Here is a 16534-nt window from a genome sequence, read left to right on the forward strand (position 1 = left end):
GGAGCCGGCGCCGCGGTGGCGGCCCTCGGCGATGACGCGGCCGGCGGCGTCGAGGATCACGCAGCCGACGCGCGGGTTCGGGCCCCATGCGGGACCCCCTGCGGCGAGCTCGAGGCCGCGGCGCATCGCGCGCTCGAGCACGGAGGCGTCGCGTGCCGGCGCGTGCGTGAGCGGTGCCGTCGGGTCGTCGTGCATGGTGTCCTCGTCCGTGGACGGACTCCGGGCGCGGTCGACGAGACCTCGACGCCGGCAGGCTCGCTGGCGCCGCGTGCGCCTCCCATCCGGACTTTAACCGTCGGTCCCGGATTCCCACCGGATCGGCGGACGAGGCTCCCGGGGACCCGGTCGCGCATCGTCCGTTCGCGGACTGTCACCGCCGGCTCGGATTTCCACCGACCCCGGAGCACGTGTATGCGTCGAGATTAGCCCACGCGGCTGGGAGCGCCGGCGCCGCGTGACGCCGGGCTACGCGGAGCGGATGCCGGGCCTCCGGTCAGGCCACGCGCAGCGCGTCCACGGCGTCGGCCAGCTGGTCGAGCCCGGTGATCCGCACGACGCCCGCGCGCACGGCCCGCTCCCGGTCCTCGGCGGGCACGTCGGGCCAGCCGCGCTCGGGGTCCCCGGCCGGGTCGCGCGCCGGATCCCGGGTGCCCGCGTCCTGGTCGAACCAGATGCCGCCGAGCCCCGCGTCGGCGGCGCCGAGCGCGTCGGTGCGCAGCCGGTCGCCGACCATCACGGCGTCGGCCGGATCCGCGCCCGCCTCCCGGCAGGCGAGCAGGAAGATCCGCGGGTCGGGCTTCGTGAAGCCGAGGTCGCCCGAGCAGACCACGGGGTCCAGTCGCGCGGTGAGGCCGGCGGCGGCGATCTTCGGCTCCTGCTGGCTGCGCTCGCCGTTGGTCACGACGCCGAACCGCACGCCCGGGTGCCGCCGTCCGATCTCGTCGAGCGCGGCCACGGCGCCGGGCAGCGTGCGCCACGACGCCTCGTACCCGGCGAGGTATCCGCCGAACCACGCGTCCGTCGCGGCGTCGTCGCCGTCGAGCGCCGCGCCGGGACCGGATCCCCACGCGGCCAGGAAGCCGCGCACGCGCGCGCGCCGCTGCCCCTGGTAGTCGAGCTCGCCCGCGAGGTACCGGTGGTAGTGCTCCTCCTCGAGCGCGACCCACAGCGCGACGGCCCGGTCGCGCTCCGCGGCGTCGGACGCGTCGAGGAGCCCGCGCGCGGCGAGGTGCGCGGTGATCCCGTCGGCCACGGCGCCGCGGTGGTCCACCAGGGTGTCGTCGAGGTCGAGCAGGACCAGCCGCAGGGTCATCGCGCGCGCCGCACGAGCCCGACGGCGTCGTACACGCGGGCGAGCATCGCGTCCGCCCGCTCCTCGGCGCGCGCGGCGTTCCCGGCGAGCACGCGGTCGAGCTCGGCCGGGTCGTCGAGGAGCTCCAGCGTGCGCGCGCGGATCGGCTCGAAGACGCCCGTGACGGTCTCGGCCACGTCCTTCTTCAGGTCGCCGTAGCCGCGGCCCGCGTAGCGCTCCTCGAGCGCCGGCACCGCGGTGCCCTCGAACGCCGACAGGATCGTCAGCAGGTTGGAGACGCCGGGCTTCTCGCCGCGGTCGAAGCGCACCTCGCGGCCCGTGTCGGTGACGGCCGAGCGGATCTTCTTCGCCGTCCGCGCGGGCTCGTCCAGCATCCACACCACGCCCGCGTCGCTGGCGGCGGACTTGCTCATCTTCGACGTCGGGTCCTGCAGGTCGTAGATGCGGGCCGTGTCCTTCTGGATCATGGGCTCGGGGATCCGGAACACGTCGCCGAACCGGGAGTTGAAGCGCTTCGCGAGGTCGCGGGTCAGCTCCACGTGCTGCTTCTGGTCGTCGCCCACGGGCACGACCTCGGTGCCGTAGAGCAGGATGTCGGCCGCCATGAGCGTCGGGTACGCGAAGAGCCCCAGCGTCGTCGCGTCGGCGCCCTGCTTCTGCGACTTGTCCTTGAACTGGGTCATGCGGCTGGCCTCGCCGAACCCGGTGAGCGTGTTCAGGATCCACGCCAGCTCGGTGTGCGCCGACACGTGCGACTGCACGAAGAGCGTCGAGACGGCCGGGTCGATGCCCGCCGCGATGTACTGCGCGGCCGTGCGCCGGGTGCTGTCGCGCAGCGCCGCGGGCTCCTGCGGCACGGTGATGGCGTGCAGGTCGACGACGCAGAACACGGCGTCGTGCGTGGTCTGCATCTCCTTCCACTGCAGGAGCGCGCCGATGTAGTTGCCGATCTGCAGCGAGTCGGCGGACGGCTGCATGCCGGAGAAGAGGACGGGTCGAGCGGTCATGGCGATGCCTTCGTGAGGGGAGCGCGGGGCGCTCGCGGGGCGCCGGATGCGGCGCGAGGGGGAGGGGAGGGAGGAGCGGGCGACGGGTCAGATCGCGTAGTCGACGACCACGGGCGTGTGGTCCGACCATCGCTGGTCGTACGCCTCGGCGCGGTCGACCGCGTAGCCGGTGACCTTCTCGGCGAGGGCCGGCGTCGCGAGCTGGTAGTCGATGCGCCAGCCGGTGTCGTTGTCGAACGCCTTGCCGCGCCAGCTCCACCACGTGTACGGGCCGTCGACCTCGCCGGCCTGCTGGCGGCCCACGTCGACCCAGCCGAGGCCGGGCCCCGTGGATCCGTCGACGCCCTCGACGTCCTCGCCGCGGGACCCGAGGATCCGGTCGAGGTAGGCGCGCTCGCGCGGCAGGAAGCCGGCGCGCTTCACGTTGCCCTTCCAGTTGCGGATGTCCAGCTCGCGGTGCCCGACGTTGAGGTCGCCCACCACGACGGCCAGCTCGGAGTGCGCGGCGATCTCGGGCAGGCGCCGCTCCATGCCGTCGAGGAACCGCCACTTCTCGTCCTGCTTGGCGGTGCCGACCTCGCCGGAGTGGACGTAGGCGCTCACGACCGTGACGATCGTGCCGTCCACGTCGTAGTCGGCCTCCAGCCAGCGGCCCGCGCTGTCGAAGTCCTCCTCGCCGATGGCGACCCGGTGGATCTCCGCCCGGCGGCGGCTCGCGATGGCCACGCCCGCGCGGCCCTTGGCGGTCGCGGCGTCGTGCAGCACGTTCCACTCGGGTCCGAGGAGGCCCTCGATGTCGCTCGTCTCGGCCCGGACCTCCTGGATCGCGAGGATGTCGACGTCGCGCGTGGCGAGCCAGTCGCCCATGCCCTTGCGGAACGCGGCCCGGATGCCGTTCGTGTTGATGGACGCGACGCGGAGGTTCGAGGGCATGGAGACGATCCTAACGGCGGTGCTCGCCGCGCAGCCGGAGCAGCATCCGCGTCAGCCCGCGCGACTGCGCGTACCTGTCGCGGGCCCGGGCGCGCTCCTCCTCCTCGAGGATGCGGCGGGCCTCGTCGAGCTTCGCGACGCGCTCCTTCTCGAGCTGCTCGGGGCTGAGGTCGCGGGCGTCGATGCCCTTGTCGGCCATGCTCACGGCGATCCACGACGCGCAGATCAGGATGACCTGGCAGATGAGGTTGAACCAGATCAGGAGCCCGATGATCACCGCGAACGACGCGAGCAGCGGGTTCCGGCTGGCGCCGCCGAGGAGCGCCGTGCCGAGCACCTTGAGGACGCCCATCGCGACCCCGCCGAGGAGCGCGCCCTGCAGGAGCTGCGGCCGCGGGATCTTCACGCCCGAGAGGATCCGGTACGCGCCCGCGAGCACCGCCGTGTCGAGCGCGAGCACGAGCGCCAGTCCCACGGTGCGGCCGACGACGATCGCGAGCAGCGAGTCCTCGCCCACCTGCATCAGTCCGAAGACGAAGCCGAGGAGCCCGGTGCTCACCACCGAGATCGCGGCCGAGAGCACCATCGCGAGGGCGAAGACCAGCGCGAGCCCGAGGTCCTTCACCTTGAGGAGCAGGAAGAACGTGGTGGGCGGCGGCAGCTCGAAGATGCGGCGCACGGAGTCGCGCGTCGACGCGAGCCAGCCGAGCGCGGTGACGAGCAGGCCGATGGATCCGATGATGCCCGCGAGGTTGACGGCGCGCGACTGCAGCAGAGCCTGCGGATCCTCGATCACGCCCCCGGGCCCGAAGAGGCCGGGTACCGCCCCCTGGATCAGCGCGAGCAGCGAGTCGAGCAGCGCCGGGTTCTCCGAGAGCACGGATCCCGCCACCGAGAAGCCGACCGCGAGCGCCGCGAACACCGCGAAGACGGCCTGGTACGACATGCCTGCCGCGAGGATCGGGCCGCCCGCGGCCCCGTAGGCGAGGAACACGCGCACCGGCTTCAGTTCCATCACGCGCGCGAAGAGGGCCGGGATGCCGGTGGGTGCGGCGGGTTCCGCGGGTGTCGTGCCGGTGGTGGGGGATGCGGGGCGTCCGCGGCCGTCGGGGGCGGTCATCCCCCGAGGATACGGGCCGCCGGGGCCCTGCTAGCGTGGACGGGCCGTTCCGGCACCCCGACCGGACAGCCACCCGCGCGGGCGCCGTCCGTCCGCGCGTCACGCACCCGAGCGAGGGAGTCCCTGTGCGCATCACCGGCATCGGAGTAGGACACGGAGTGGCCACCGGCCCCGTCATGCGGATGCCCGACCCGCTGCCCGAGCCGGGTACGGAGCCGTTCACGGGCGACGCCGAGGCCGAGGTGGCCCGCGTCGCCGCGGCCCTGTCGGCCACCGCGGACGACCTCGCCGAGCGCGGCGCCCGCGCCGGCGGCGACGCCGAGGACGTGCTCGACGCGCAGTCGCTCATGGCGCGGGATCCCGCCCTCCTCGACTCGGTCGGCCGCCTCGTCGGCCAGGGCCGTTCGGGCGAGCGCGCCGTGTTCGAGGCCTTCGCCACCTTCCAGGAGCTGCTCACCGGCATGGGCGGCTACATGGCCGAGCGCGCGGCGGACCTCGCGGACGTCGCCCAGCGCGTCATCGCCCGGCTCCGCGGCGTGCCCGCGCCCGGGATCCCCACCGCGGACGCGCCCTTCGTCCTCGTCGCGCGCGACCTCGCGCCCGCCGACACCGCGCTCCTCGAGCTCGACCGCGTGCTCGCCCTCGTCACCACCGACGGCGGCCCCACCAGCCACACCGCGATCCTCGCCCGCAGCCGCTCCATCCCCGCCATCGTCGGCGCGACGGGCGCAGCCGACCTCGCGGAGGGCACCGAGGTGGTCGTCGACGCCGCGGCCGGCCTCGTCATCGCGGACCCGTCCGACGCTGAGCGCGAGGACGCCGTCCGCCGAATCCGCGCCCGCGAGGAGGCCCTCGCCTTGCCCGTCACCGACGGCGCGCTCGCCGACGGCACGCCCGTCCCGCTCCTCGCCAACCTCGGGTCCCCGGACGAGGCCGCCCGCGCCGTCGAGCTCGGCGCCGAGGGCGTGGGCCTCTTCCGCACCGAGTTCCTGTTCCTCGACGCCGCGGAGGCGCCGTCCGTCGCCGCCCAGACCGCGCAGTACACCGCGCTCCTCGAGGCGTTCCCGGGCCGCAAAGTCGTCGTCCGCGCGCTCGACGCCGGCGCCGACAAGCCGCTCGCCTTCCTCACCGACGCCGCCGAGGAGAACCCCGCGCTCGGCCTCCGTGGCCTCCGCGCCCTCCGCGCCCACGAGCAGATCCTCCGCGACCAGCTCACCGCCCTCGCCGCGGCCGACGCCGCCACCGACGCCGTCCTCTGGGTCATGGCGCCCATGGTCGCCGACGCCGAGGAGACCGCGTGGTTCGTGGAGCTCGGCCGCGAGCTCGGCCTCCGCACGGTGGGCGTGATGGCCGAGGTGCCGTCGCTCGCGCTCCTCGCGGACCAGGTGGTCGAGGTCGCCGACTTCGTGAGCATCGGCACCAACGACCTCACGCAGTACACGATGGCCGCCGACCGCCTGCTCGGCTCGGTCGCCGGCTACCAGGATCCGTGGCACCCCGCGGTCCTCCGCCTCGTCCGCACCCTCGGCGACGCGGGCCGCGCGTCCGGCACGCCCGTCGGCATCTGCGGCGAGGCCGCGGCGGATCCGATGCTCGCGGTGGTCCTGGTCGGCCTCGGCGCCACGAGCCTCTCGATGACGCCCGCGGCCCTCGCCGACGTGCGCCTCGAGCTGTCGCGCCGCACCCTCGACGACGCCCGCGCCGCCGCCGAGGTCGTCCTCACGGCGCGCTCGGCGGCAGGGGCCCGCGCCGCCGCCGAACGGATCCTCGCCGAGCGCTAGACGCACGCACGACGACGGCCCCGCCGCTCCGAGGAGCTGCGGGGCCGTCGCACGTGCGGGGGAGGAGGCGCTACGCCTTGCCTCGCATGATCGCCTGCTTGACCTCAGCGATCGCCTGCGTGACCTGGATGCCGCGCGGGCACGCCTCTGAGCAGTTGAAGGTCGTGCGGCAGCGCCACACGCCCTCCTTGTCGTTGAGGATGTCGAGGCGCACGTTCGACTCGTCGCGCGAGTCGAAGATGAAGCGGTGCGCGTTGACGATGGCGGCCGGGCCGAAGTACTGGCCGTCCGTCCAGAACACGGGGCACGACGACGTGCACGCGGCGCAGAGGATGCACTTGGTGGTGTCGTCGAAGCGGGCGCGCTCGGCGGCGGACTGGATCCGCTCCTTGCCCTTCTCCGGCTTCGTGTTGGAGATGAGGAAGGGCTGCACGTCGCGGAACGACTCGAAGAACGGCTCCATGTCGACGACGAGGTCCTTCTCCAGCGGCAAGCCCTTGATGGCCTCCACGTAGATGGGCTGGTCGATGTCGAGGTCCTTGATGAGCGTCTTGCAGGCCAGGCGGTTGCGGCCGTTGATGCGCATCGCGTCGGACCCGCACACGCCGTGCGCGCAGGAGCGTCGGAAGGTCAGCGACCCGTCCTGCTCCCACTTGATCTTGTGCAGCGCGTCGAGGATCCGGTCGGTCGGGTAGACCTCGACGTCGAAGTCCTCCCACCGCGGCTCGGCGTCCTGGCCGGGCAGGAAGCGGCGGATGATGAGGGTGACCGTGAAGGTCGGGATGGCCGAGGCCTCTCCCGCGGGGGGTGCGTCCAGGGTTGCGGTGCTCACGTGTGCGGTCCTATTCCGATCGGTGATGCGGTGACGGGCGTCCGTGCTGACCCGAGGGTCAGTACTTCCGCTCCATCGGCTGGTAGTTCGTGATGACGACGGGCTTGGTGCTCAGCTTGATGTGGTCGCCGGCGTCCGTGCTGTGGGCGTCGCCGGTGAGGTACGCCATGGTGTGGACCATGTAGTTCTCGTCGTCGCGCTTCGGGTAGTCCTCGCGGAAGTGGCCGCCGCGGCTCTCCTTGCGGTACATCGCCGAGTACACGACGACCTCCGCGAGGTCGAGCAGGAAGCCGAGCTCGATGGCCTCGAGCAGGTCCGTGTTGAAGCGCTGGCCCTTGTCCTGCACCTGGATGTTCGTGTACCGCTCGCGCAGGTCGGCGATCACCTTGGTGACCTCGATCAGCGTGTCCTCGGTGCGGAACACCTGGGCGTTGCGGTCCATCGACTCCTGCAGCTCGCGACGCAGCGTCGAGATCCGCTCGGTGCCGTTGGAGTTCCGCGCGCCCTCGACGAGGCCCTTCACGAAGTCGGCCGCGTCGTCCGGCAGCGGCGTGAAGTCGACCGTCTTCACGTACTCGGCCGCGTAGTTGCCCGCGCGCTTGCCGAACACGTTGATGTCGAGGAGCGAGTTGGTGCCGAGGCGGTTGGATCCGTGCACCGAGACGCACGCGCACTCGCCGGCGGCGTACAGCCCCGGGACGACGGTGGTGTTGTCGGACAGCACCTCGGCCTTGATGTTCGTCGGGATGCCGCCCATCGCGTAGTGCGCTGTCGGCAGCACGGGCACGGGCTCCGTGTACGGCTCGACGCCGAGGTACGTGCGCGCGAACTCGGTGATGTCCGGGAGCTTCGCGTCGATGACCGCGGGCTCGAGGTGCGTGATGTCGAGGTAGACGTAGTCCTTGTTCGGGCCGGCGCCGCGGCCCTCCCGGATCTCCGTCGCCATGCAGCGCGCGACGATGTCGCGGGGCGCGAGGTCCTTGATGGTGGGGGCGTACCGCTCCATGAAGCGCTCGCCCTCGCTGTTGCGGAGGATCGCGCCCTCTCCGCGTGCCGCCTCCGACAGGAGGATGCCGAGGCCGGCGAGCCCGGTCGGGTGGAACTGGAAGAACTCCATGTCCTCCAGCGGCAGGCCCTTGCGCCAGATGATCCCGACGCCGTCGCCCGTGAGGGTGTGCGCGTTCGAGGTCGTCTTGTAGATCTTGCCGAAGCCGCCGGTCGCGAAGATCACGGCCTTCGCCTGGAAGACGTGGATCTCGCCGGTCGAGAGCTCGAGGGCGACGACGCCGGCGGGCTGCTGCTTCCCGTCGACCTCGGCCATGACCAGGTCGAGGACGTAGAACTCGTTGTAGAAGTTGATGCCGAACTTGACGCAGTTCTGGTACAGCGTCTGCAGGATCATGTGGCCCGTGCGGTCGGCCGCGTAGCAGGAGCGGCGGACGGGGCTCTTCCCGTGGTCGGCCGTGTGGCCGCCGAAGCGGCGCTGGTCGATCTTGCCGTCGGGCGTGCGGTTGAAGGGGAGGCCCATGTTCTCGAGGTCGATGACCGCGTCGATGGCCTCCTTCGCGAGGATCTCCGCCGCGTCCTGGTCGACGAGGTAGTCGCCGCCCTTCACGGTGTCGAAGGTGTGCCACTCCCAGCTGTCCTCCTCGACGTTCGCGAGGGCGGCGGCCATGCCGCCCTGCGCCGCGCCCGTGTGGGAGCGGGTCGGGTAGAGCTTGGAGATGACGGCCGTGTTCGCCTGCGGTCCCGCCTCGATCGCCGCGCGCATGCCGGCGCCGCCCGCACCCACGATGACGATGTCGAACTGGTGGTAGTGGACGCCGTCCACGATGGTGCTCGCGGAGGGCTCGGAACCGGGGGTCGCGGTGTCAGTGGTCACGGGCTTCTTTCTCGAGGCGGATGGGGAGCGGGCTACAGGTCGCCGCAGAAGGCGGGGAGGAGGTCCGCGGGCTGGCCGGCGGGGCAGGGGTCGAAGGTGAAGACCACGAGCGTGCCGAGCACGAGCAGGACGACCGTGGACGCGACGAGCGCGCCCTTGAGGATGGTGCGGGTGCGGGGCGACGCGGCGTAGTCGTTCACGAGGGTGCGCATGCCGTTGGCGCCGTGGATGACCGCGAGCCAGAGCAGCGCGATGTCCCACACCTTCCAGAACGGGTCGGAGAGCTTGCCGCCCACGAACGCGAAGTCGATGGCCTTGATGCCCTCGCCCTGGATGAGGTTGACGTAGAGGTGGCCGAAGATGAGCACGACGAGCACGACGCCCGAGGCGCGCATGTACATCCAGCCCCACTTCTCCCAGTTCACGCCGCCCTGCTTGCGCGGCTGACGGGCCTGGCGGGGGCGCTCGATGCTCACCTGCTGTGCGATGTCGCTCATGATCAGATCCATCCCGCTTCGCTGAACACGTTGATGAGGTGGCGCGGCACGAAGCCGGCCATGAGCACGACCCACAGGCCGATGACCACGTAGAACATGAGGCGCTGGTGCTTGGCGCCGAATCGCCAGAAGTCGATGAGGATGATCCGCAGGCCGTTCAGCGCGTGGAACCCGATGGCCCCGACGAGGGCGACCTCGCCGATCCCCATGACCGGGTTCTTGTAGGTGCCGATCACCGCGTTGTACGCCTCGGGGCTCACGCGGATGAGGCTCGTGTCGAGCACGTGCACGAGGAGGAAGAAGAAGATGGACACGCCGGTGATGCGGTGCAGCACCCACGACCACATGCCCTCTCGGCCCCGGTACAGCGTCCCCGCGGGGACCTTCGGTGCGCGCGAGATGTGCGGTTCGCGGGTTCCTGCCGTCTTGATGGACACGGAACGACCCTCCCTGATGCTGGTGCCCCGAGGCGGAGCGCCTTCGCGCCGACATTGCGCGTCCACCGATTCTACGGCCGGGTCCGTACCGGTCACCCGTTAGGGCACCCTAAGGCGGTCGGGCCGTCGACGAGCCCGCTCAGGCGCCGACGGGGACGGGCCCGGCGCCCGCGGGATCCGCCGCGTGGAGCGCCGAGCGGCGGGCGGAGACTGCCCGGCCGTAGTGCCCGATGAGCTCGTCGCCGACGGTCGCCCAGGAGCGTCCGAGGACCGCGCGGCGGCCGGCCTCTCCCATGCGGAGCCGCATCGGCTCGCTCGCCACGAGGTCGTCCACCAGTCGTCGCAGGTGCGCGTCCCGGGGCGAGGCGGGGTCGAACAGGAACCCGTCCGTGCCGTGGGCGACCAGGTCGATGGGGCCGCCGGCGTGCGGGGCCACCACGGGGAGGCCGGACGCGTGCGCCTCCTGCACGGTCTGGCCGAACGTCTCCTCGGTGCCCGTGTGCACGAACACGTCCATCGCGGCGTACGCGGCGGCGAGCTCGCGTCCGCCCACGCGGCCGAGCCACGTCACGGGCATCCCCGCGAGCGCGCGCCGGGCGGATGCCTGGCTCGGGCCGTCGCCCGCGATGAGGAAGCGGACCCCGGGGATCCCGCGGAGTGCCTGCAGGCGCTCGAGCTGCTTCTCGGGGGCGATCCGGCCGACGTAGCCGACGACCGTCTCTCCCGTCGGCGCGACGCGGCGACGGAGCGCGACCACGTCGTCCATGGCCCGGTTGCGCGGGTGGTAGCGGTCGAGGTCGACGCCGCGGCCCCAGCGGGCGACGCGCTCGACGCCCGCCGCGGCGAGGTCGGCCGCCGCGGCGCTCGAGGGCGCGAGGGTCAGGTCGGCGCCCTGGTGGATCCAGCGCACGAGCCGCCATACGTACGGCGCGGTCGCGGCGAGGCGGTTCCGGCGCGCGTAGCCCGCCACGTCCGTCTGGAACACGGCGACGGACGGCGTCTCGATGCGCGTCGCCGCCGCGATGGCCTGCGCGCCCAGGAAGAGGGGCGACGCGGCGTGCAGCACGTCCGGCGCGAAGTCGGTGAGGAGGCGGAGCACCTGCGGGCTGGGGATCCCGACGGGGAACTGCCGGTAGGCGATGGCCGGGACGCCGTGGACGGGGAAGCCCGCGAACTCGGCCGGGGCGCCCGCGTCCGGGGCGATGACGATGGCCTGGTGCCCGCGGTCCCTGAGGTGCTCGAGGACCCGGCAGACGCTCGTGGTGACGCCGTTGACGGTGGGGAGGAAGCTCTCGCTGACGACGGCTACGCGCATGCCTGCGACGCTAGGCACCCGCGCCGTCCGAGCCGCCGCGCCGCCGTGAACGCCCCGTTGCGGTCGCGTGAACTCGGCGCATCCGGTCGGCTCCCGGGGTGCCGATAGTGTGGCCCCATGACCGAGCAGACGAGCGCGATCTCCCGTTTCTACAGCGTGATCCCCGCGGGGGGCGTGGGCTCCCGGCTCTGGCCGCTGTCCCGCGCGGACGCCCCGAAGTTCCTCCACGACCTCACGGGATCCGGCCGCACGCTCCTCCGCGACACGTGGGAGCGCCTGGCGCCGCTCTCCGGCGAGGACCGGATCATGGTCGTCACGGGCCGCGCCCACCGCGCCGCCGTCGAGGCCCAGCTGCCCGAGCTGTCCGACCCGAACGTGGTCCTCGAGAGCGAGGGGCGCGACAGCACCGCGGCCATCGCGCTGGCCGCCGCCATCCTCGAGCGCCGCGAGCCGGGCGTCATCATCGGCTCGTTCGCGGCCGACCACGTCATCGCCGACCCGGACCGCTTCCGCGACACCGTGCGCGAGGCGGTCATCGCCGCGGACGCCGGCTACATAACCACCATCGGCATCACGCCGACGGAGCCCGCGACGGGCTTCGGCTACATCCACACCGGCAAGGCCCTCAGCATCCCCGGCGCCCCGCACGCCCTCGAGGTCGCGTCCTTCGTGGAGAAGCCGAGCATCGGCGTCGCGCGCGGCTACGTGAAGGGCGGCACGCACCTCTGGAACGCGGGCATGTTCATCGCGCGCGCCGACCGCCTGCTCGAGGAGCTCGGCCGCACCGAGCCCGAGCTGCTGAAGGGCGTGCTCGAGCTCGCCGAGGCGTGGGACACGGCCGACCGCGGGGTCGTCGTCGACCGCGTCTGGCCGAACCTCAAGAAGATCGCCATCGACTACTCCGTCGCCGAGCCGGCCGCCGCACGTGGGGCGCTCGCCGTGATCCCCGGCACCTTCACCTGGGACGACGTGGGCGACTTCGCCTCCGTCGCCAAGATGCACTCGAGCGGACGCAAGTCCGACCTCGTCATCCTCGGCGAGGACGCGCGCGTCCTGTCCGACGCGTCGAGCGGCATCGTCGTGGCCAACAGCAAGCGCGTGATCAGCCTCATCGGCGTGCGCGATATCGTCGTGGTCGACACGCCCGACGCCCTGCTCGTCACCACCAAGGAGAACGCGCAGCGCGTGAAGAGCGTGGTGGACGCGCTCAAGCTCAGCGGCGGGACGGACGTCCTGTAACGAAGGGGCAACGATCCCCTCGGGCGCTCTCCGCGGCCCGAGGGGGCTGGTACCGCCGCCGTTAGATTCCGGGGATGCCCCGCACCCGCCGCGCCGTCCGCGCCGCCTCCCTGCCCATCGCCCTCATCGCCGCCGCGGCCCTCGCCGGCTGCGGCGCGGCGCCCGAGCCCGGCACCACCTCCGCTGCCGCGAGCGACTACTGCGCCCGCATGGTCACCAACTCCGGCGGCCTGCAGGACCGCTCCTTCAACCAGTCGAGCTGGGAGGGGCTCCAGCGCGCGGAGCAGGAGCTGGGCATCCAGGCCGACGTCCTCGTGTCCACCTCGGAGACGGACCTCGCGCCGAACGTCGAGCAGGCGGTCGGCACGGGCTGCGGCTTCATCCTCACCGTCGGCTACGAGCTGGCGGAGGCCACGTCGGCTGCCGCCGCCGAGAACCCCGACGTGCACTTCTCGATCGTCGACGAGGTCGTGGACGCCCCGAACGTCAAGCCGCTCGTCTTCGACACCGCGCAGGCCTCCTACCTCGCGGGGTACCTCGCGGCGGGCGTGAGCGAGACCGGCAAGGTGGGGACGTTCGGCGGAGGCAACCAGCCGCCCGTGACCCTCTTCATGGACGGCTTCGTCGACGGCGTCGCGGCCTACAACCAGGCGCACGGCACCAGCGTCGTCGCGCTCGGCTGGGACGCCGCCGCGCAGGACGGCACCTTCACGGGCGACTTCGAGGACGTGTCGAAGGGCCAGACCACCACGCAGAACCTGCTCGACCAGGGCGCCGACGTCATCATGCCCGTGGCCGGCCAGGTGGGGGAGGGCGCGGCGTCCGCGATCCTCGCGCACGGCAGCGGCAAGCTGATCTGGGTGGACAACGACGGGTACGACACGCTCCCCGCCGAGTACCGCCCGCTCCTGCTCACGAGCGTGCTCAAGGACACCGGCCAGGCCGTGGTCGACATCGTGGCCGACGACCAGGAGGGATCCTTCACCTCGGAGCCCTACGTCGGCACGCTCGCGAACGGCGGCGTGGGCCTCGCGGACTACCACGACCTCGCCGACTCGGTGCCCGCCGAGCTGCAGTCCGAGCTCGACGCGCTGAAGGCCCGCATCGTCTCCGGCGACGTGAAGGTGGAGTCGGTCTCGACGCCCTAGCAGGGCGCGTGTTGCCGCGGTGTTTCGGCCGCGTCCCGGATCGATAACGCTTGCGCGCGGAGGCCCGATCCGGGCACGGGATGCATTCCTGCGCATGGGTAACATGAACGCACATCGCCCGGCGGACCCGGGCTGCATCTGGAGGCCACAGTGACCATCACCACCCGAAGGGCCGCCCTCGGCGGTCTCGCCGCCGTCGGCATCACCGCGATCCTCGCGGGCTGCGGCGCCGCCCCCGAGACGACGACCGGAGGTGCGGGCGGTGACGTGAAGAGCGACCTGCTCACCTGCATGGTCTCCGACTCCGGCGGATTCGACGACAAGTCGTTCAACCAGCTCGGCTACGAGGGCCTGACCAAGGCCGTCGACGAGCTCGGCCTCCCGGCCGCCAAGCCCGTGGAGTCGGCGGCGGAGACCGACTTCGCCCCGAACCTCACCAACCTCGCCGACCAGGGCTGCGGCCTCATCGTCACCGTCGGCTTCCTGCTCGCGGACGCGACCAAGGAGGCGGCGGCCGCCAACCCGGACATCGAGTACTCGATCATCGACGACGCGTCGATCGACGCCCCGAACGTCAAGCCCATCACCTTCAACACCAGCGAGGCGGCGTTCCTCGCGGGCTACGCGGCGGCGGCATACTCGAAGACCGGCACGGTCGGCACCTTCGGCGGCCTGCAGATCCCGACCGTCACGATCTTCATGGACGGCTTCGTCGACGGCGTCGCCTACTACAACGAGCAGAAGGGCAAGGACGTCAAGGCCATCGGCTGGGACGTCGCGAGCCAGAGCGGATCGTTCACCGGCGAGTTCGTCGCCAACCAGACGGCCAAGACCGCCGCGCAGACGCTCATCGACCAGGGCGCGGACGTCATCATGCCCGTCGGCGGCCCGATCTTCCTCAGCGCGGGCGAGGCCATCCGCGACTCCAGCGACAAGAAGGTCGTCATGGTGGGCGTCGACTCCGACGCGTACGAGACCGCGCCCGACCTCAAGGACCTCTTCCTCACCTCGGTGCTCAAGGGCATCGACGCGGGCGTCGAGGACGTCGTGACGAACGCCGCCAAGGACGAGTTCGACGCGACCCCGTACGTCGGCACGCTCGAGAACGGCGGCGTGGACATCGCCCCGTTCCACGACTACGAGTCCGAGGTCCCGTCTGACCTCTCGGGCGAGCTCGACACGATCAAGGCCGGCATCATCGACGGCTCGATCACCGTCGAGTCGCCGTCGTCGCTGACGAAGTAGCATCTAACGCACCGCGGGGGGATCGGCAGGCGCCGGTCCCCCCGCCGCGTGTCCACCCGACCCACCGAACGGATTGATCCGATGAAGCTCGAACTGCGGGGCATCACCAAGCGCTTCGGCGCGCTGGTCGCCAACGACCACATCGACCTCGTGGTCCAGCCGGGGGAGATCCACTGCCTCCTGGGCGAGAACGGCGCGGGCAAGTCCACGCTGATGAACGTGCTCTACGGCCTGTACCAGGCGGAGGAGGGGGAGATCCTCCTCGACGACCGGGTGGCGCGCTTCGCCGGGCCGGGCGACGCCATGGCGGCCGGCATCGGGATGGTCCACCAGCACTTCATGCTCATCCCGGTCTTCACGGTCGCGGAGAACGTCATGCTCGGCCACGAGGAGACGAAGCTCGGCGGCCGGCTCGACCTGGCCGGCGCCCGCGCGAAGGTGCGCGAGATCTCCGCCCGGTTCGGCTTCGACGTGGATCCCGACGCGCTCGTCGCCGACCTGCCCGTGGGCGTGCAGCAGCGCGTCGAGATCATCAAGGCCCTGTCGCGCGACGCCGGGGTGCTCGTGTTCGACGAGCCGACCGCCGTGCTCACGCCGCAGGAGACCGACGAGCTCATGGTCATCATGAAGCAGCTCCGGGACGCCGGCACGGGCATCGTCTTCATCACCCACAAGCTGCGCGAGGTGCGCGAGGTCGCGGACCGCATCACCGTCATCCGCCTCGGCAAGGTGGTCGGCGAGGCCGAGCCCACCGCCAGCAACGCCGAGCTCGCATCGCTCATGGTCGGCCGGAGCGTGTCGCTCACGGTCGCCAAGGAGCCCGCGACGCCCGGCGCCGCCGCCCTCGTCGTGCGCGACCTCACGGTGGTGGACGCCGCCGGCCAGGTCGTCGTCGACGCCGTCAGCTTCGAGGTGCACGCGGGCGAGATCCTCGCCATCGCGGGCGTGCAGGGCAACGGCCAGACCGAGCTCACCGAGGCGATCCTCGGGCTGCAGCCCCGCGTGTCCGGCACCATCGACCTGGACGGCACGCGCCTCACCGGCCGGTCCGTCCGCCGCGTGCTCGACGCGGGCGTCGGCTTCGTGCCCGAGGACCGCAACGAGGACGGTCTCGTCGCCGAGTTCACCATCGCCGAGAACCTCATGCTCGACCGCTCGGACAGCCCGCCGTTCGTCGTCGCCGGATCCCTGAAGCTCGGCTACCTGGACGAGTTCGCGCGCGACCGCGTGCGCGAGTTCGACATCCGCACGCAGGGCATCGACACGCACGTCGGCCGGCTCTCCGGCGGCAACGCGCAGAAGGTCGTGCTCGCGCGCGAGCTCAGCCGCGACCTCCGGCTCTTCGTCGCTGCGCAGCCCACGCGCGGCCTCGACGTCGGGTCCATCGAGTTCGTGCACACGCGCGTGGTCGAGACGCGCGACCGCGGCCTCCCCGTCATCGTCGTCTCCACCGAGCTCGACGAGGTCGCGGCGCTCGCCGACCGCATCGCCGTCATGTACCGCGGCGGGATCGTCGGCATCGTCCCCGGCGACACCCCGCGCGACGTCCTCGGCCTGATGATGGCCGGCGAGGTCCCCGCATCCGTCCCCACCCCCACGACCGCCGGAGGGCGCACCGCATGACCGACGACACCTCTCGTCCCGAGGGCAAGGGCCCCGAGGACCCGTCCGCGGGGCAGCTGCCCGCCTCCGGTCGCGAGGCCGGATCCGTGGGCGACCCCACGCGCTCCGAGGCGCCCGCGGGCGTCCCCGCCGTGGCGGCCGCGGACGGCGACGGCGGATCCCG

General features: G+C 72.3%; 14 protein-coding genes, 1 pseudogene and 1 riboswitch. Of the genes and pseudogenes, 5 read left to right on the forward strand and 10 right to left on the reverse strand.

Going from position 1 to position 16534, the window contains the following annotated elements; translation table 11 throughout:
* The 5 genes and pseudogenes from DZG00_RS04280 to DZG00_RS04300 all read right to left on the reverse strand — a co-directional run.
* Window positions 1–195 (reverse strand): annotated as a pseudogene (locus DZG00_RS04280) (riboflavin biosynthesis protein RibD); the annotation flags it as partial.
* A 70-nt stretch (window positions 196–265) separates the two neighbouring features.
* Window positions 266–410: riboswitch (FMN riboswitch) on the reverse strand.
* A gap of 83 nt (window positions 411–493) precedes the next feature.
* Entirely contained in the window at window positions 494–1312 is an 819-nt protein-coding gene (locus DZG00_RS04285) for an HAD family hydrolase (protein ID WP_119455412.1), read from the reverse strand.
* Window positions 1309–2319 carry a tryptophan--tRNA ligase gene (gene trpS, locus DZG00_RS04290; RefSeq protein WP_119381681.1) on the reverse strand — a complete coding sequence of 337 codons (1011 nt, stop codon included), beginning with the start codon at window positions 2317–2319 and terminating at the stop codon, window positions 1309–1311. The genes DZG00_RS04285 and trpS overlap by 4 nt, the downstream gene beginning before the upstream one ends.
* 87 nt (window positions 2320–2406) lie before the next feature.
* On the reverse strand, window positions 2407–3252 hold the full coding sequence (locus DZG00_RS04295; protein WP_119381682.1) for an exodeoxyribonuclease III: 846 nt from the start codon (window positions 3250–3252) through the stop codon (window positions 2407–2409).
* A 10-nt stretch (window positions 3253–3262) separates the two neighbouring features.
* Window positions 3263–4372: a YihY/virulence factor BrkB family protein gene (locus DZG00_RS04300; protein ID WP_119381683.1), complete on the reverse strand. Its 1110-nt coding sequence runs from the start codon at window positions 4370–4372 to the stop codon at window positions 3263–3265.
* Window positions 4373–4497: 125 nt separating this feature from the next.
* Between DZG00_RS04300 and ptsP the strand changes: the two genes are divergently transcribed.
* Window positions 4498–6153: a phosphoenolpyruvate--protein phosphotransferase gene (ptsP, locus tag DZG00_RS04305; protein ID WP_119381687.1), complete on the forward strand. Its 1656-nt coding sequence runs from the start codon at window positions 4498–4500 to the stop codon at window positions 6151–6153.
* A gap of 70 nt (window positions 6154–6223) precedes the next feature.
* Here ptsP and DZG00_RS04310 read toward each other — a convergent pair whose 3' ends face one another.
* The 5 genes from DZG00_RS04310 to DZG00_RS04330 form a co-directional block, all read right to left on the reverse strand.
* Window positions 6224–6985, reverse strand: coding sequence for a succinate dehydrogenase iron-sulfur subunit (locus tag DZG00_RS04310; RefSeq protein ID WP_119381684.1), 762 nt, complete (start codon window positions 6983–6985; stop codon window positions 6224–6226).
* A 58-nt stretch (window positions 6986–7043) separates the two neighbouring features.
* Window positions 7044–8867, reverse strand: a complete 1824-nt coding sequence (sdhA, locus tag DZG00_RS04315; RefSeq protein ID WP_119381685.1) for a succinate dehydrogenase flavoprotein subunit — start codon at window positions 8865–8867, stop codon at window positions 7044–7046.
* Between the two features lie 32 nt (window positions 8868–8899).
* A complete protein-coding gene (locus DZG00_RS04320; protein ID WP_119381686.1) occupies window positions 8900–9364 on the reverse strand; it encodes a succinate dehydrogenase hydrophobic membrane anchor subunit in 465 nt (154 codons plus the stop codon).
* 2 nt (window positions 9365–9366) lie between these two features.
* On the reverse strand, window positions 9367–9801 hold the full coding sequence (sdhC, locus tag DZG00_RS04325) for a succinate dehydrogenase, cytochrome b556 subunit (RefSeq protein WP_172403734.1): 435 nt from the start codon (window positions 9799–9801) through the stop codon (window positions 9367–9369).
* Window positions 9802–9940: 139 nt separating this feature from the next.
* Window positions 9941–11116: a glycosyltransferase family 4 protein gene (locus DZG00_RS04330; protein WP_119455413.1), complete on the reverse strand. Its 1176-nt coding sequence runs from the start codon at window positions 11114–11116 to the stop codon at window positions 9941–9943.
* A 117-nt stretch (window positions 11117–11233) separates the two neighbouring features.
* Between DZG00_RS04330 and DZG00_RS04335 the strand changes: the two genes are divergently transcribed.
* The 4 genes from DZG00_RS04335 (at window position 11234) to DZG00_RS04350 (ending at window position 16371) form a co-directional block, all read left to right on the forward strand.
* The gene (locus DZG00_RS04335) at window positions 11234–12355 is read left to right on the forward strand and encodes a mannose-1-phosphate guanylyltransferase (protein ID WP_119381748.1); all 1122 of its coding nucleotides are present in this window, start codon (window positions 11234–11236) and stop codon (window positions 12353–12355) included.
* 74 nt (window positions 12356–12429) lie between these two features.
* Window positions 12430–13503, forward strand: coding sequence for a BMP family lipoprotein (locus DZG00_RS04340; protein WP_119381749.1), 1074 nt, complete (start codon window positions 12430–12432; stop codon window positions 13501–13503).
* A gap of 150 nt (window positions 13504–13653) precedes the next feature.
* Window positions 13654–14748, forward strand: coding sequence for a BMP family lipoprotein (locus tag DZG00_RS04345; RefSeq protein ID WP_119381750.1), 1095 nt, complete (start codon window positions 13654–13656; stop codon window positions 14746–14748).
* Window positions 14749–14829: 81 nt separating this feature from the next.
* Window positions 14830–16371: an ABC transporter ATP-binding protein gene (locus DZG00_RS04350; RefSeq protein ID WP_119381751.1), complete on the forward strand. Its 1542-nt coding sequence runs from the start codon at window positions 14830–14832 to the stop codon at window positions 16369–16371.
* The last annotated feature ends 163 nt before the right edge of the window (window positions 16372–16534 follow it).

The organism is Clavibacter lycopersici, assembly GCF_003576405.1.
Lineage (GTDB): Bacteria > Actinomycetota > Actinomycetes > Actinomycetales > Microbacteriaceae > Clavibacter > Clavibacter lycopersici.

What these genes read in the sequence shown, in the direction of transcription:
- DZG00_RS04340 (WP_119381749.1), top strand. Translation starts at nt 12,430, where the DNA reads ATGCCCCGCACCCGCCGCGCCGTCCGCGCCGCCTCCCTGCCCATCGCC.
- DZG00_RS04335 (WP_119381748.1), top strand. Translation starts at nt 11,234, where the DNA reads ATGACCGAGCAGACGAGCGCGATCTCCCGTTTCTACAGCGTGATCCCC.
- DZG00_RS04320 (WP_119381686.1), bottom strand. Translation starts at nt 9,364, where the DNA reads ATGAGCGACATCGCACAGCAGGTGAGCATCGAGCGCCCCCGCCAGGCC.
- DZG00_RS04295 (WP_119381682.1), bottom strand. Translation starts at nt 3,252, where the DNA reads ATGCCCTCGAACCTCCGCGTCGCGTCCATCAACACGAACGGCATCCGG.
- DZG00_RS04350 (WP_119381751.1), top strand. Translation starts at nt 14,830, where the DNA reads ATGAAGCTCGAACTGCGGGGCATCACCAAGCGCTTCGGCGCGCTGGTC.
- DZG00_RS04330 (WP_119455413.1), bottom strand. Translation starts at nt 11,116, where the DNA reads ATGCGCGTAGCCGTCGTCAGCGAGAGCTTCCTCCCCACCGTCAACGGC.
- DZG00_RS04285 (WP_119455412.1), bottom strand. Translation starts at nt 1,312, where the DNA reads ATGACCCTGCGGCTGGTCCTGCTCGACCTCGACGACACCCTGGTGGAC.
- trpS (WP_119381681.1), bottom strand. Translation starts at nt 2,319, where the DNA reads ATGACCGCTCGACCCGTCCTCTTCTCCGGCATGCAGCCGTCCGCCGAC.
- DZG00_RS04300 (WP_119381683.1), bottom strand. Translation starts at nt 4,372, where the DNA reads ATGACCGCCCCCGACGGCCGCGGACGCCCCGCATCCCCCACCACCGGC.